The sequence below is a fragment of the Bacteroides fluxus YIT 12057 genome, assembly GCF_000195635.1.
In the GTDB taxonomy this organism is placed as follows: domain Bacteria; phylum Bacteroidota; class Bacteroidia; order Bacteroidales; family Bacteroidaceae; genus Bacteroides; species Bacteroides fluxus.
In genome coordinates, this window is record NZ_GL882646.1 from 39,901 (window position 1) to 55,232 (window position 15,332).

Sequence of the window (15,332 nt, forward strand, 5' to 3'; positions counted from 1 at the left end):
ATTTATTATAATTCTTTAATTACAAAACCAAATTTATTCGCAAACTCTAAAATACGACCTATATTATTCTTACCATGCTGTGATGATACAACAAACCTGACACCATCATTAGACATAAGAATATCTTTTTCAAACCATCTTTTATGCGTATCTGACGTTTTAAGTTTCCAATTTCCGACTTCTTCAACGGTTTTAACTAAGTGTTTAGGCAACAAATTAATTAGCTCTTTATAATCAACAGAGGTAGACTCGATAAAAAGTCGAACTACTTCTAATGCTAATCTACCTTTCCCATAAGAACCAACTCCATTAAGTGAATATTTTGTATAGTCTTTTCTGCTATTAGTACATTTTCTTGGCAATTCATTTTGAACAGATTGAGATATAAAGTTATCGCTACGCAAAGGTTGATTATTCTCATATTCTGTTATTACGGCATCATCTATAGTTTGTGCTATTTCTTTAAAAATTTCCAATGCTTTTTGCGGAGCGACATTAAAAAATTCTCTGTTCTGACGAATACGAAAATCAGTCAAATTGTCGATTATCTTATGCACGAGTTTTTCCACCTCATTATATTTAACCGTTTTAATGGTTGCATGTATCTCAAAAGGCAACGGAACTGCCGTATTGTCAAGTTCCTTGGAACGTATATCAACAGGGCGTGCGCTTTTGCCAATCTTAACCCAATCCTCACGAAAACTTGGATTAGTCAAGATATACACATATCCGGGTTCATTTGTTTTTACCATATACGTATTTACTCCCAATTAAATGTTCTTATTATATTACGCAATCTCTCCATGATTCTCGTCAACGCCTTTCTTGTTTTTATAAGACCAAGATGTTTTTCTTTCAATGCCTTTTGTATGATTTCCGGCTGTTCCTTTTGCAAATAGTCATACTCCTTTATGTATAGATTCAGCACCTCGGTAGGAATTTGTTCATCATCCGACAAATCTTTTACAGCCTTATTGCGTTCAGATACAATATATTGATTCAAACGCTCTTCCAATTCACTTGTACCATCAGCCTTACTACGTCCGCTCATGAAGTTTTCCTTATCTTCATCAACATTTTTCCGAATAAAGCCATCAATGAGTTTGGCTTTGCCTCGCATCCCGGCATCCTTAATCATTGTGTCAATGATATGTTGCCTTTTCTCTGAATAATCATTGCTATATGGGTCAAGTTCTGCAATGAGTTCAAGAATGTAAGCCACATTGATAATGTCGCTATGTAGAAGTTCAAGACAGAAATCTATATCCTCTAATCCCTGACTGTTCCCATACGGAACAGGGTCTTCTGCAACTACAGATGGAATTACAGGCGGTTCTATAAACCCGACTGTAATGTCAAGATACTTACTCTTATAGTCGTTGAATTGCTGCTCAGTCATACCAAGATCTTCCGCATCCTCGCTATAATCTTCGTATATCTGGATTTCCGCATGTTTACGGATAATATCACGAAATGCCAGAACAAAATTTTTCTTGTCATTTTCGCTTTGCAGAAAATCTATACTGCTGGGTGTAGGATATTTTTTCAGGAACTCTGTTGCCAAGCATTTATATTCCTTTTTTACATCCTCAAACGGTGGACGTACTATATCTTCAGAATTATCAGAGTTGCTGAACAATTTAATAGACGTATCAACATTATTTTTCAAGTCACGGAAGCAAACGATTTTACCGAAACGTTTCTTCTCGTTCAATACTCGGTTGGTACGACTGAATGCTTGCAGCAAACCGTGATATTCCATATTCTTATCTACATAGAGCGTATTCAGTTTTTTACTGTCGAAACCGGTAAGGAACATACCCACGACAAGACAAAGGTCAAGCGGTTTCATATCCGCTTTCTTCTTTTTCATGCGCAGATTGATGTCATCATAGTAGGCACGGAAGTTTTCTGTAGTAAAGGCAGTGCCGAACATATTGTTATAATCGTCCATAATTGTTTGCAGTTCATCAGCCTCACCCACACCCTCTTTTGCATACTGCCCTGTACCCATGCCGGTCTGTTCATCATCCAGACTATTGTTGGCAGCGTAAGTAAACACAGCACCTATACGGATTTTCGGATTCAACGATTTGAATATCTTGTAATATCGTATGAGCATCGACACGGATTGCACAGCAAACAAGGCATCAAACTCTCCGTCGAATGTGGATTTGTTGAAATTGTTAAGGATAAACTTGGCGATTTCCTCCATACGAGCTTGATTGTCGTTGTCAACAACTTCGTTGCCGTGATAATACTCCACAAGGAATCCAAGCACGTTTTCATCGGCTATGGCATCCTTAATAAGATATTTATGAAGACAATTTCCGAATATCTCCTTAGTGGTATGCCCATCTACCGCATTTTCAGTAAAAATAGGTGTTCCCGTGAAGCCAAAGATTTGAGCATTGTCAAAGAACTTCATAATCTTCTTATGACTATCCCCAAAGTGGCTACGATGACACTCATCAAATATCATCACGATACGTGAGTGGCGAATAGTTTCAATCTTATTGCTATACCACGTCTTGCTGACTGCGGCATTGAGTTTCTGAATGGTAGTGATGATAATCTTAGAATTGCTTTGAAGTCGCTTCACAAGTTCATCCGTATTATCAGTACTATCCACAGCTCCCGGCTCAAACGCTTCATATTCCGATTGAGTCTGAGTATCAAGGTCATGTCGGTCAACAACAAACATAACCTTATCCACATCATCCAACTCTGACACAAGTTGGGCAGCCTTGAACGAAGTCAATGTCTTTCCGGCTCCTGTTGTATGCCATATATAGCCGTTATCGTTGGAGTTCTGCACACGATCTAGAATTTTCTCTACGGCATAGAACTGATAAGGACGAAGCACCATCAAACATTTGTCGCCCTCGTGCAGCACGATATATTTCCCTATTATTTTGCCAAGCGTACATTTTTCCAAGAAGAATACGGCAAACTTATCCAATTCATTAAACGGATGATTGGCTGCATCCGTCCAATTGAATGTAAACTTATAACCGCTATTAGGATTGTTGGCAAAATAGCGGGTATTGACACCATTTGATATAACAAACAATTGAATATAGTCGAACAATCCGTGGAACGAAGTCTTATGATAGCGTTGTATCTGATTATATGCCTGTTTGAGTTCTACTCCCCTGCGCTTTAACTCTATCTGAACCAATGGTAAACCATTGATAAGTATAGTCACATCATAGCGGCATTTTTTCCGTCCTTCAACAGTAATCTGATTCGAGACCTGAAACTCATTCTGACACCATTGGGTACGATTGAGAAATTCCACCCAAATCCGTTGTCCATTTACCATATCAAGCGGATAGAGGTCACGAAGTTTCTTGGCCTTTTCAAAGCGAGTTCCACCTTCAAGATAAATTAATATCTTCTCAAACTCTTCATCCGTAAATGAAGTACGACCAACTTCCGCCAGTTGTTTCTTGTTATGAATCTCCAACTGACGTTTGAAATTAACATAAAGATTATCTTCCTCGACAATCTGGACATACTCATAGTCCATTTGTCGGAGTGTGGCTATCAGTCCGGCTTCCAACGCCGCTTCGCTTTGTGTTGACATATTCTTGTCCTGCTATGGTGTTACTACTTATTTATTCTAGCTTGCAATATCTTGATGTCTAATGCATTTTCTATTTTGCATAAGGTTTCCAACGACAAATTTTCACGACCTTTCAACACTTTAGAAACATACTGCTGGGTACAATTCATTTTCTCAGCCAAAGCTCGTTGTGTCATACCAAGTTCCTCCATTCGGTTTGACATGATTGCTGCTATAGCCTGTGAATGGCAAATCCAATCCTCGCTCTTATTTTCCATTATATTCATTCCTTCTCCTAAAGCGTTGTCTATCTTGTCTTCAGCCATTGTATGCATCAAAAATACCTTTGCCTTATTTTGTAGGCAAAGGTACTATAAATAATCGAGATTACACAACTTTCAGGTTGTTGTTTGACAGCCAAAACTCAAGAATCACCTATTGTACAATAGAACTATAATATTTTATTGCTTTACGTATAACATCTTTTTATTAGGGCATCGCCTATCTAGTTCAAATCCGTAATTACCTTTTGATACGGATTGAAATTTTTCATCTCCATCTTTAATAGTTAATATTTTTAACTTCTTCCACCTACCATCTTCCTCGTAAAAGAAAAAATCCCCAACACTAATTTTTACGTTGTCAATTTTCAGGCATACTATGGTATGTTGTCCATAATACTTATGTGGCACGGCCACTTCATTTACTTTTGGCCTAAAATCTATTAAGCCATTATTAAATAGTATACTTTGGGCTTCTTGTTTAGTTATGATCCCATCTTCTATCTCGAAATACAGATTAAACAATTGCCACGTATAGCACAATCCTCTTTTTTCATTTACCGCATCCTTGATCTGCTGCTGATTAAATGGAGGAATTGTTCTGGAGAGAGGTTCTACACCTCTTTCATTATTAACAATATACAATCCAAAGACATCAAATCTTTGTTGTTCTTCCCTTCTGCGAAAAACATTCTTAAAGATTTGACTACATTGTGCATCTGTTGAGGTTCCATTAATACCTTTTATTTCCACAAGGAGCAATCCTTTATCTTCTGTATTAATTTGAATATCCTCCTCATTGAATTCCTTATCGAGTTCCTTGTCTTTATCAATTACATCTTTAAATCCTAACCATTTAAAATATTCAAGACAAGCTTCAACTAACTCATCCCCTGTTGCAGTAAGAAGTTTATGCAAAAATGAATATTCGTTACTATTCATTTCTATTTTTTCTTCCAAAGCAATCAGACGTTCATTATATTCCGCAATTAACTCCTCTTTTTCTCTAAGCAATTCTTCTTGCCCTGGTAAATAATAAATTGACTGATTTAACCATAACGACTCTTCTACTTCTGGAAAATATCCAGAAAAATATTTAAACAGAAACTCTTGCATTACCTTTTGTAACAATTCTCGCTTCCTTTTTGTTTGAGGCAATACCAAAATTATATCGTTCTTACTCATAAAGAAGTAAGAAACAACACCTCCAGTTCTATTCATTAACAAAGGTAAGAATTGGTCATCTTTTACTCTTTTTTCGCCGTTATTATCCCATACTGTTGGATGTTCATATATCTGACAATAAGAAACATCATTAAGAAAAGGTTCAAACAATACTCTTGATAATATACAATCACATAATTTCACCTCTGTACCAACCATATTAGAAGAGCAACAATCCACCAAATGCTCATAGTTATTATGCTCTATACTCTGACTGGAATAATAATCATTTATATCCCTAATGACATATTTTACTAACTGATATGGGGCTTGAAATGCTATTCTTATGGCTGGTCTATTTCTGTCTTTATGAAGACTATAATTCAGAATTGAACTACCATATGGGCATGGATCAAATATTGTTTGCGAAGCATTACTGATAAAATAATATGCTTTTGAACCTAAAATCTCTGTCCTCGTATTTTCTTCTGTATTATACGGAATCCTATCAGGCCTTATCATATCCTCGATAAATATATCATATTCATGTATATTTTGAGGTAATTCATAATTGAGTAATAAGTTCAAACCACCATGATTTTTCCCAGACACATCAATAGGTTTTCCCAAACTTCCGTCATAAACATCAAATCTGTCTTTTAACAAGTTCAAACAATCCTCATCTAAATCTAGACAACAAACTCTTGTCTTTTCACGCTTAGTTTCTGAAGCCATATTTACAAAACAATAACATTACTAAAAATTCATTTTACACCTCTCATCCAACACCCCTCTAAACATATCCATTTCTCGCTTAGATATACCTAACCGTACCGCCAACCCTCGCCACCCTTTCACAACATTAATAACCTCTGAAACAATATGTTCAACTGTTTTTCTGTTGAGCATATAGTGCACACAAGCATCAAGCAAAATGCCGAGGTCTGTCTTGTTGGAAGTTGCCGAAATAAGCAGACTTTGATATTCGTTCAGAGTGGGATTCATATCGTATGCAGGTGAGAGCGTCCAGCCTTTTGCAGTCAAAAGAAAACCATGATTGCGGAAATGGTCATCGCTGTTGCCAATGCAGATATTGAAAGCCACACGGCGATAGAGTTCCTGCAAATTGTACTCAACATCCGTACAGTTTTGAATAATGAAATCCACTATATCCAAATAACCATGCCCTGTAGTTGCATTATCTCCGTCATTCAGTCCCAACAAAGTCATTGCAGAAGCAAAATGAATCCGTTTTCCATCTTTGGTTCTGTCAAAACGTTCTGAAAGCAAGGTGTGATATTTTTCGCCTGTGGCAATAACTTTTGTTTTTGCTGCATTTATACCGGCTTTTGCTGCAAGCAAATGGCTGAAATGTTCCCAAAGTCCGGCATCGTAATCATCATTACGAGAAGTAAACTTGGCGACATAAAGCGTTTTATCCGTATCTATCACACTGGCTTTCGGTCTTGCTCCACCCAATGAAGAACCCGGTTGCACAAGTTGCGTAATCCACTTTCTGTCTGGCAACACATTATCCTCTTCGCTTCTCTCAATCTCCGCACTGGCCGCAATCAATTCCCTAATATCCGTCAAAGGCGGAATTTTCAACGACTCACTTACATTTATAAACTCTCCATCAGTGTCTTCCTTAAAACGGAAAGCACCCATTCGGGAGAAGTCATCAATGCCGGTCAGGAAATCGAATGAAGACAATCTTCGTACTGGCCGATTTTCTTCTATTGCTGCAAGCTGCTCACGTCGCAACAACAGAGTCCGTCCCCAACGATCAGGCAAAGCATCAGAAAAACATCCGAATATATCCTTCCCCGGCTGCGTATATTGTTGTCCCGGATAATTGTTCAAATCATCGCTCAAAAACAAATCTCCATGCTTTTTCAACCAATCATCGCTGAATGTAAAGCAATAACTGTCAGAGCCACGAAGTGATTCGTAGCCCAACTCGCCAATGAGTTCTATCTCCTTCAGCCAGTCAAAATCAGCATATACATACAGTTTCTTCATCCCTATTCTTTTTTAGATGCACGCTCCCTTGTCTTCAAACTCAAATCCTGCAAGGCTTTCCCCAATTTATCTTCTTTCGCCAGCCACAGAATATCATCGTCAAGCTGCAAAGCATACAGCACACGCAAATAAATGCCGATTGCCACAGTCGGTGCACCTTTCTCGATTCGGGATACGGTTAGCGGAGAACAGGTAGCACGTTCGGCCACCTGAGCCACACTCAAATTCCGACGCAAGCGAGCCAACTTAATCTGCTCCCCTACTATCTGCATCTTCTGCTCCAATTTTCGGGGCAACTTAGTACCCATTGTATTCTTTGCCATAATCAACCTATCATATAATATGCAAAGATAATACTTTTTATTTATTTAATGATGTATTACACATAGAAAAATACACATCATTGCATAATTAACCATGCACATAATCCATTTTGAGCAGAAACTCCCAGAGCTAAGTGCTATTATATTGTTTATTATCGCTATATATACCTAATTAACGAAATATTGTTTGTTATATAGATGCAATCTGTTCCTCATTCACGCATCATGTCAAAGAACTATTTTGCCAACCCCAAAAGGAGTAACCACATTTCCAACTTGACTTTAATGACTGCTATATACCAAGTAGAGTATTTCCCATGGGTTGGGTTCAAACCACCCCATGGGAATAAGGCTATTTTAACAAAAGATATGGCTTACATACTTATTCGCAGCGTGAGCATCGGAGAACGAATATACATCTTCCATAACAGTTACATTTTAAACTGTTATAAGTGAAGGACACCTATAACGGTTTTATTTTCAACCATTGTTTCATAGGATTTGATAAAACTATTTTGCCAACCAAAAGAAAAAACGACTTTACTTTATCCTCGTATTCATATATACGTCCATTAAAGTAAAGTTAAAAAGAGGGAGAAAGAAAAACATTCGGCAAGCAAACTATTTTTTCTTTTGGTCAGCACCGTTATAATACGCTACATCATCTTCAACCTTGGAGAAATTGTCAACAAAATAACCACGAACATCACCACCAACAAAATGCGATGCAACACATTCCATATATCCCCAAATACACCTCAAATCAGCCCTTCAAAAATGATTTCACACAAAGTTTTTCACTTGCTTTCATAATCCGAAAAAATGCACTAATTTTGTACTCGTTCAGCGAAGAAAAAGAAGTGCAAAACGGACTTTTCTACCATTTTATTTATAAAACATTGGTAGTCAACTGGTCTAATATGCTGCATCGTGCAAATAATTAAAGAATACTTGTCAAGTAACTCTACTTTACTTACTCTTCCCCCACCCTTATGTTTATCTTTCTCCGTATAAGTTCTTCTGGAATGACGTGACATATGATGTACAGCATGAAAACCGAATCCTAGTAAACCTTTCCCAAGCTCATGACTCCCTTTCTTCATGTTCTTAATATAATCATCAAGAGTAATCCTGCTCTTTTTTTGTTTACCCATACCACTTCACTCTATCTATCATTTAATCAAAATTGGATATAGGTTAGACACCCGATATAGCTATCTTGACAACCCCATCCAACTTATTCTCAAATATACGATAAGCCTCCTCTATCTTATCCAATGGAAATCTATGGGTAATAAGAGGAACAGTATTTAGCCTACCCTCCTCAATCAATCTAAGAATCTCAGCACAATCACAACCATCTACCCCACCTGTTTTAAAAATCAGATTCTTTCCATACATATCAGGTAAGGGCAGAACTTGAGGTTGATCATAAAGAGCCACAACAGTGACAACTGCATTCGGGCGGGCACAATCCCATGCTAAATGGAAAGTAGCTTCCGTACCAGCCACCTCCAGCACAACATCCGCACCACCATTATTACTATGTTCAAGCACAAATTCCTTACATCTTTCCGGTCCTGTCACCAACACATCAGGATAATGCTCATGGATAAACCGGATTCTTTCCGGAGATTTCTCACAGACTATAATCCGCTGCGGCTTCTTCAACATCGCACACAACAAAGTACAAATTCCAGTAGGGCCTGCACCAATAATAAGCACTGTATCATCCTCGGAAATCTCCGAAATCCGGGCAGCCCAAAATCCCGTTGCAAGCACATCTCCTACAAATAAAGCCTGTTCGTCGCTGACTGTATCGGGAATACGGTTCAGCCCCTGGTTGGCGTAAGGCACTCTCACATATTCAGCCTGGCCACCGTCAATACGGCAACCTAAAGCCCAACCACCATTAGGATCCGTGCAATTATTGACATACCCATGACGGCAGAAAAAGCACTCACCGCAAAAAGTTTCTACATTCACCGTCACCCGGTCACCAGGTTTCACTGTGGTAACCCCCGCCCCTACTTGCTCAACTATGCCTACCATTTCGTGTCCAACCGTTATTCCAGGTACAGCACGCGGCACACTGCCATGTTTAATATGAAGGTCACTAGTGCAGATACTGCCAAGCGTCACACGCACAATCGCATCCTGTGAATCCGCCAATTCCGGCATCGGTTTTTCCTGCAATTCAAATTTACCATGTTCAACGTATGTATATGCAAGCATAATATTCAATTTGTTAATCTGTTTATTTGCAAAGATAGTAACTTCAACCGCAAAATCCACAAATGCCCCTTGCGTAAATACTACTTAACCTCTTTATCCTCGCATACTACATTTTTTTTGCATATAGAATGTTTTTTTCAACGAGAATTATTATTTTTGTGAATGCACTATCCATGACAAAGATGGAAAAGGCTAAGATTTCCAAACTGAACCAACAGACAAATATCAACCATTATGCTACCGAAAAACAATCTTATAATAAAACTCACAGACAGACTGTTCAATGTGCTGAATGAAAAATCAGGCATTGAATCTATACATATAGTCATTCAGATAGCCTATTTGCTGCTTCTTAAAAGAGAAAATCCTAATCTTTGGAAACAGATAAAACAACAAGGCCATTCACCGGCAATTGATGAGATACGAGAACAGATTGTCCACATACAGCAGCAAACAGCCGATTCTTACAATCTCCCTCGCTACATCATCCAAGACTTTGAATTTAAGATTAACAGAATAGAGATAGTAAGTGAATGTGTGGATATTATAAACTCTATTTATAAAGAAACCGAAAACCTCGGAAGTTCACTCAACGGAACCATCACCTATTACGACATCGATAGTGCCATCTTTGACGACCTATATGAAAAGATTATGAAAAAGCCAGAAAAATTCCAGAATCTTTACATTCCAAGGCATATCCGCTATCTCATGGCTTCGCTTACCCAAATCAATTATTCAGACCGCATCTACGACCCGATGTGCGGAAACGGAGGATTGCTGCTCAGTGTTTATGAAAGAATTATGATAAAAGAGTATGAAAGCCAGAATCAAGATGTTATTGATACAGACAATGACGGTTTCAGTACTCTTCGATATTCATTGATGGCAAACCTGCCATCACCGGACACGCTCAATGGAAGTGATCCCAACCCCCAACAATTATTATTGTCTGCCTTGAGTTTTCAGTTACGAGGAATAAAAAAAGCCAATCTGCAACCCAACAATTTTATACAGGACAACATTTCTGAACATTTCGACGTTATAATCGCCAATCCCCCTTTCGGACAAAAATTCAATAAGCCGCATCAAATCAATGAAGTGGTAATAAAAAATGCAGAAATAGTCTTTATTGATAAAATTGCCGATACTTTATCTCCAACGGGAAGAGCAACCATTATCGTATCTGAAGGTTTTCTATCCAATACTAACTCGCAGCATATGCAATGTCGCAAAAAATTATTCACGCAGTACAGGTTAGAAGGGGTGATATCCTTACCTTCTGGAATTTTTCTAAATACGCAAGCTAAATCATCCATACTTATATTGAGCAAGGATGAACATAACAACAGACCGGACGTATGGTTCTATGAATTGCAGAACGACGGATATACAAATGACAGAGCCAAACGGCGCACGAAAGAATTTCCGCTTCCCGAAGTTGTAAAAGCTTTCCGAGAAAGGCTATATAATTCTCAAAACAAAAGAACCGAAACCTGTTTTTTCGTCTCATTTGAAGAAATCCAAAGAAATGATTATAATCTGAGTTATAGCCGTTATAAGCAGTTCAACTATGAAAGACAGGACCATGGTGACGTTTGTGAGATGATGCAAGAAATCATCCACAATGAAAGAGACATACAGAACATACTAAACGAACTTGAATCTACGTTTATATGGAAAAAATAATGTTTGGAGAAATATTCAGTTTCGTTCCTGCTCCCAAGATAAAAGCAGAAAAAGGAAGAAACCGGGGAAAATATCCATTATACACTACCGGACAGCAATTTCCTCAAAGAACAGACCAGAGCATGTTCAACGGTCCAGCTTTGATTATCAGCAAGACCGTTCCGGTCAGCATATACTATTGCAACGGCTCTTTCTCGGCAACCAACGATTTTATGATTGCAAAGGCCAATAGAAATTGCTTCACACAGGTTGATCCCCAATATGTATATTTCTATCTGCTCGGAAACTTATCTCTTCTAGAACATGAAGAGAAAAAGAGTTTCTCCAGGCAGTCCATACAGAAGATTGAAATTCCATTGAATAGTCTTGAAACCCAAGAGAGAATAATCGGTACGCTCCATAAAATAGAAACACTCATTCAAAAAAGGGGAACAAACTTACTGTTGGTTTCCAAACTGAAAAAAGTAATGTTCCTGAATTTTTTCGGCGATCCCGTCTTGGATAAAGGAAAGTTTCTGTTTTCCACCCCCTTCCATAACCTCGTGACTATTCATGGAGGCGGAAATTATCAGACACAGAATGTTCCCCGCGAGAGTAAAGAGCAATTAGCCCAGCTTACTCAAACAGCCATTACCAGACGAGAATTCGACCCGGTCCAGAATAAAAGGTTTCTCCACAAACAATTTGTAAAAGATTCACATTACATACAAAAGGGAGATGTACTTTTCTCAAGGAAGAACAGTCTCAAGCTTATTGGTTCAGCAGCATACGTATATGATGATATAGCCAACCTGACCATACCGGATACCATCTTTCGCATCTGTTGTAATCCTAAAAAAATATCAGGAGTTTACCTCACTTACCTATTAAATGACGAAAATTTCAACAAACAACTTAGAAGTTACTTCGGAGGGACATTGCCAACCATGTCGAGCATAACTACCAAGAAGCTGAAGCAATTCATAATTCCTTGTCCGGATCTCGCTTTGCAACACAAGTTTGAAAAAAACATTCTTTTTCTCAGACAAATGGAAGATAGGATGACGAAACAATTATCGAGACTCCGCCAATTTATATCCATTGCTTCCAATGATCTTTTTTCCGGAAAAGAGATTATACATATAAAGCCAGATTTGAACGCTCTGCTAGCCAGGATAGATCCGGAAAACGGCAATTACGATTATTCAGCTTTTAAAGATGTTCCATTAGTTAATGAACTGATACGAAAGATTTCACGCGAAGAAGAAGAATTTCCTGACATAGACATGTACAACCGTGCTCAAAAAGTGCTTTTTGCACTTTTAAAAGAGGGTTTCGTCATGCAGGAATATGATCCGAAGAAAAACAAGATGAATCTCCATATAAATGAAACTACTGAAACTTACAATTAACGATAATTCCCAGCAACATTTCCGAAGCCTGTATCCAGGTTTTACGATACAATTCCACTCCTATGAAGACGTGGACTGGGACAAATTCAACCCTTTTTGCCTTGTAGGTGTCAACGGGACAGGCAAATCCAATGTACTCGAAGCCTTGGCTTCCATTTTCTTTCATCTGGAATGCTGTTCGTGCAAGTTTCTTCCCGACAATTTCGACTTCAATCCCGAAGAAGGTTTTCCCGATGCCTATTTTCTGGAATATCTAATCCAGGACTGGAACGGCCGATACAATATAGAAAACTACGTTCATGTGCAAATCACCAAAGAAGCCGGTCGTGTACCATCATTGTATATCAAAGAGTATGGAAATCCGGCATCTCCTTTTAGAAGAATAGACATACTCGCCCCGACAGATGAAAACGGCAAGAGAATAGAAGCCGCTCCGGGAAAAAACTACTTGCCGGATATCATAGCAGGATATTCATCCGGTGAGAATGAAATACTAAGCATCCCTTTTCGTAAAAGCCGTCTGATCAATTTTGACAAATATAGAAACGACTTCGAAAACGGATTGGAATTCCAATATCCGGAAAACAGCTTGATCTATATTGACGAAGGCATGAGCCAGGCTGTATTGTTATCTTGCCTTCTGTTCGAAAACCGGGAAACGACCCTGTCTTTCCTGACCAGAGAGCTAGGCATAGAAGACATTGTAAGTTTTCGCATGAACATCAACATGCAAATACTCTCAAACCACATCACTTCTGAGAAAGCTCCTTTTGTCACCGACCACATCAGCAACAAGATAAACATACTCAAAGGCTGTGCCACATGCTGGTACCAGACTCATGAACATACTCCCGGCAACCCCGAAAGCCCGCCATCCGTCCTTGTCCTGGATTTTTTGGTAGATGCAAATACCCGTCGTGCCTTCTCTAAGATGTTTGGAAGTGCATTCGACTGCTTTCGCTTCTTCCAAGTGCTTTACGAATTGAATTACAATTTTATCGGAGAAGACATCAAACAAGATATTTATAAATCCAAAGGCGTATATACACACGGCAAAATGCCGGATGCCAATCCTTTGCAAGACGTATTTCATTTTCTGGACTTTATGATCAAGAAGAATATAAAGGAAGATTCTGGAAGCAAAGAATTGCTGTTGCGTGAGTTTTCCGACGGCGAGCATCAACTATTGCATGCTATGGGAATATGCCTGATGCTCAAAAACAGGAACGCCCTGCTATTGCTGGACGAACCCGAAACCCATTTCAATCCGGAATGGCGATCCAAGTTTATCCAGATACTAGAGGGATGTCTCAAAAACGGGGGAGACAATAACCTGACAAAAGACATTCTGCTCACCTCCCACTCCGCATACATCATATCCGACTGTCCTTCGGACAAGGTTATTATATTCCGCCGGGACAAGGACAATAAAGTCCATGCCAGAAAAGCGGCAGAGTCAGGTTATCAGACATACGGAACCTCAGTCAATACGCTTACAAGCAACATATTCCAAGAAACATCCACCATCGGAAAATACTCTTTGGATAAAATCAACAAATACAGAAAAGAACTGAAGGAAGGGAAAAAACTCAAAGATATCATAGAGGATATCAACAGAGAACTTGGCGATTCCATTGAGAAGTTATTGCTAATATACGAATTTTCAAATCAAGAAGACGATGCTCATACCATTTAAGCTAATCAGACATAGAATCCGGAAAATGCAGTCGTTTGTCAATTATATATTTCTGGAGGTAATCTGCAAGGCTCCTAAATTAAAGGAACACTATCCGGATTTCACTCTTGATATGGTCAAGGTTGACTTCTACAAAGATTTTCTGAAAAATCATGGCAATTTACTGGACACATTAAGCGCCATTTACCAGATAGTCCAGGGATTACCCGGTCAAGATATCAAAACCTTGCGCCGGGCTGTATCGGTAAACAACCAGATTCGTGAACTCTGTATCGGCATCCACCAACCTGTAACCTATTATGAACTATCCCGGATAAACAAAGGATTATCAGATTGCATCCGGAAGTTTTGCTCCAATCTATACCAAAATGCAACCCTCAAAAGTACATCCCAGAAGAAATATCCGACGCTGAAAGATTATTATAAGAATATTGTAGGGTGTGACACCACATGCCACTGCTGTGGACTGGATAGAATTTCGAACCGGTACAATTCCATACGAAGTCCTTTCGACCACTTCCTGCCTCAGTCACTATACCCTTTCACCACATTAAACACCCACAATCTTGTTCCAACTTGCGAGCATTGCAACAGGTATAAACACGATAAAGATACCCTATTCATACAAAAGCCCGGAAGAGCCGGCAAAGAACGGATCAAAGCCTTTTATCCATTCAGACATGATATTCCGGAAATTAGAATCAAAATCAAGGTACAGGGCAATTGCGACCTGGAGAAGATACAGCCACAGGACATCGACATGCAAATAGACTGCAACGATCATCCCCAAGAACTCAGCAACTGGAAAAGGCTGTACGACATAGACACCCGATATAAAGCAGAATGTTGCTCACCCAATATGAAAAACAATTTGGAGCAATACAGAATGATCAAACAAGGAGGTATGCCTCACAATGAGATCATCAATATCCTAAAATCCGCAACTATCATCCAATACACGAT

11 protein-coding genes and 1 pseudogene are annotated in these 15,332 nt (G+C 38.8%); 4 read left to right on the top strand and 8 right to left on the bottom strand.

The annotated features are described in order from the left end of the window. Window positions 1–5: 5 nt before the first annotated feature. From HMPREF9446_RS11395 to HMPREF9446_RS11430, 8 genes are all read right to left on the bottom strand, one after another. Window positions 6–752 (bottom strand): GIY-YIG nuclease family protein, encoded by a 747-nt coding sequence (locus HMPREF9446_RS11395; protein WP_009125812.1) that lies wholly within the window; start codon window positions 750–752, stop codon window positions 6–8. An 8-nt stretch (window positions 753–760) separates the two neighbouring features. Beyond that, window positions 761–3,589, bottom strand: a complete 2,829-nt coding sequence (locus HMPREF9446_RS11400) for a type I restriction endonuclease subunit R, EcoR124 family (RefSeq protein ID WP_009125813.1) — start codon at window positions 3,587–3,589, stop codon at window positions 761–763. Between the two features lie 23 nt (window positions 3,590–3,612). Beyond that, on the bottom strand, window positions 3,613–3,894 hold the full coding sequence (locus HMPREF9446_RS11405; RefSeq protein ID WP_009125814.1) for a helix-turn-helix domain-containing protein: 282 nt from the start codon (window positions 3,892–3,894) through the stop codon (window positions 3,613–3,615). Window positions 3,895–4,029: 135 nt separating this feature from the next. Further along, entirely contained in the window at window positions 4,030–5,748 is a 1,719-nt protein-coding gene (locus HMPREF9446_RS11410) for a hypothetical protein (protein ID WP_009125815.1), read from the bottom strand. A gap of 21 nt (window positions 5,749–5,769) precedes the next feature. After that, entirely contained in the window at window positions 5,770–7,035 is a 1,266-nt protein-coding gene (locus HMPREF9446_RS11415) for a type II toxin-antitoxin system HipA family toxin (protein WP_009125816.1), read from the bottom strand. A gap of 2 nt (window positions 7,036–7,037) precedes the next feature. Next, window positions 7,038–7,358, bottom strand: a complete 321-nt coding sequence (locus HMPREF9446_RS11420) for a helix-turn-helix domain-containing protein (protein ID WP_005845276.1) — start codon at window positions 7,356–7,358, stop codon at window positions 7,038–7,040. 827 nt (window positions 7,359–8,185) lie between these two features. Further along, window positions 8,186–8,512, bottom strand: coding sequence for a hypothetical protein (locus HMPREF9446_RS11425; RefSeq protein ID WP_009125818.1), 327 nt, complete (start codon window positions 8,510–8,512; stop codon window positions 8,186–8,188). Between the two features lie 43 nt (window positions 8,513–8,555). Continuing rightward, window positions 8,556–9,593, bottom strand: coding sequence for an alcohol dehydrogenase (locus HMPREF9446_RS11430; RefSeq protein WP_039969225.1), 1,038 nt, complete (start codon window positions 9,591–9,593; stop codon window positions 8,556–8,558). 234 nt (window positions 9,594–9,827) lie between these two features. On the opposite strand from HMPREF9446_RS11430, the gene HMPREF9446_RS11435 reads away from it, so the two are divergent. The 4 genes and pseudogenes from HMPREF9446_RS11435 to HMPREF9446_RS11450 form a co-directional block, all read left to right on the top strand. Further along, on the top strand, window positions 9,828–11,282 hold the full coding sequence (locus tag HMPREF9446_RS11435; RefSeq protein ID WP_009125820.1) for an HsdM family class I SAM-dependent methyltransferase: 1,455 nt from the start codon (window positions 9,828–9,830) through the stop codon (window positions 11,280–11,282). Continuing rightward, entirely contained in the window at window positions 11,282–12,673 is a 1,392-nt protein-coding gene (locus HMPREF9446_RS11440) for a restriction endonuclease subunit S (protein WP_039969213.1), read from the top strand. The genes HMPREF9446_RS11435 and HMPREF9446_RS11440 overlap by 1 nt, the downstream gene beginning before the upstream one ends. After that, on the top strand, window positions 12,648–14,369 hold the full coding sequence (locus HMPREF9446_RS11445) for a restriction system-associated AAA family ATPase (RefSeq protein ID WP_009125822.1): 1,722 nt from the start codon (window positions 12,648–12,650) through the stop codon (window positions 14,367–14,369). Before HMPREF9446_RS11440 ends, HMPREF9446_RS11445 begins: the two co-directional genes overlap by 26 nt. Then, window positions 14,353–15,332: pseudogene (locus HMPREF9446_RS11450) on the top strand (hypothetical protein); the annotation flags it as partial. The gene HMPREF9446_RS11445 and the pseudogene HMPREF9446_RS11450, both read left to right, overlap by 17 nt.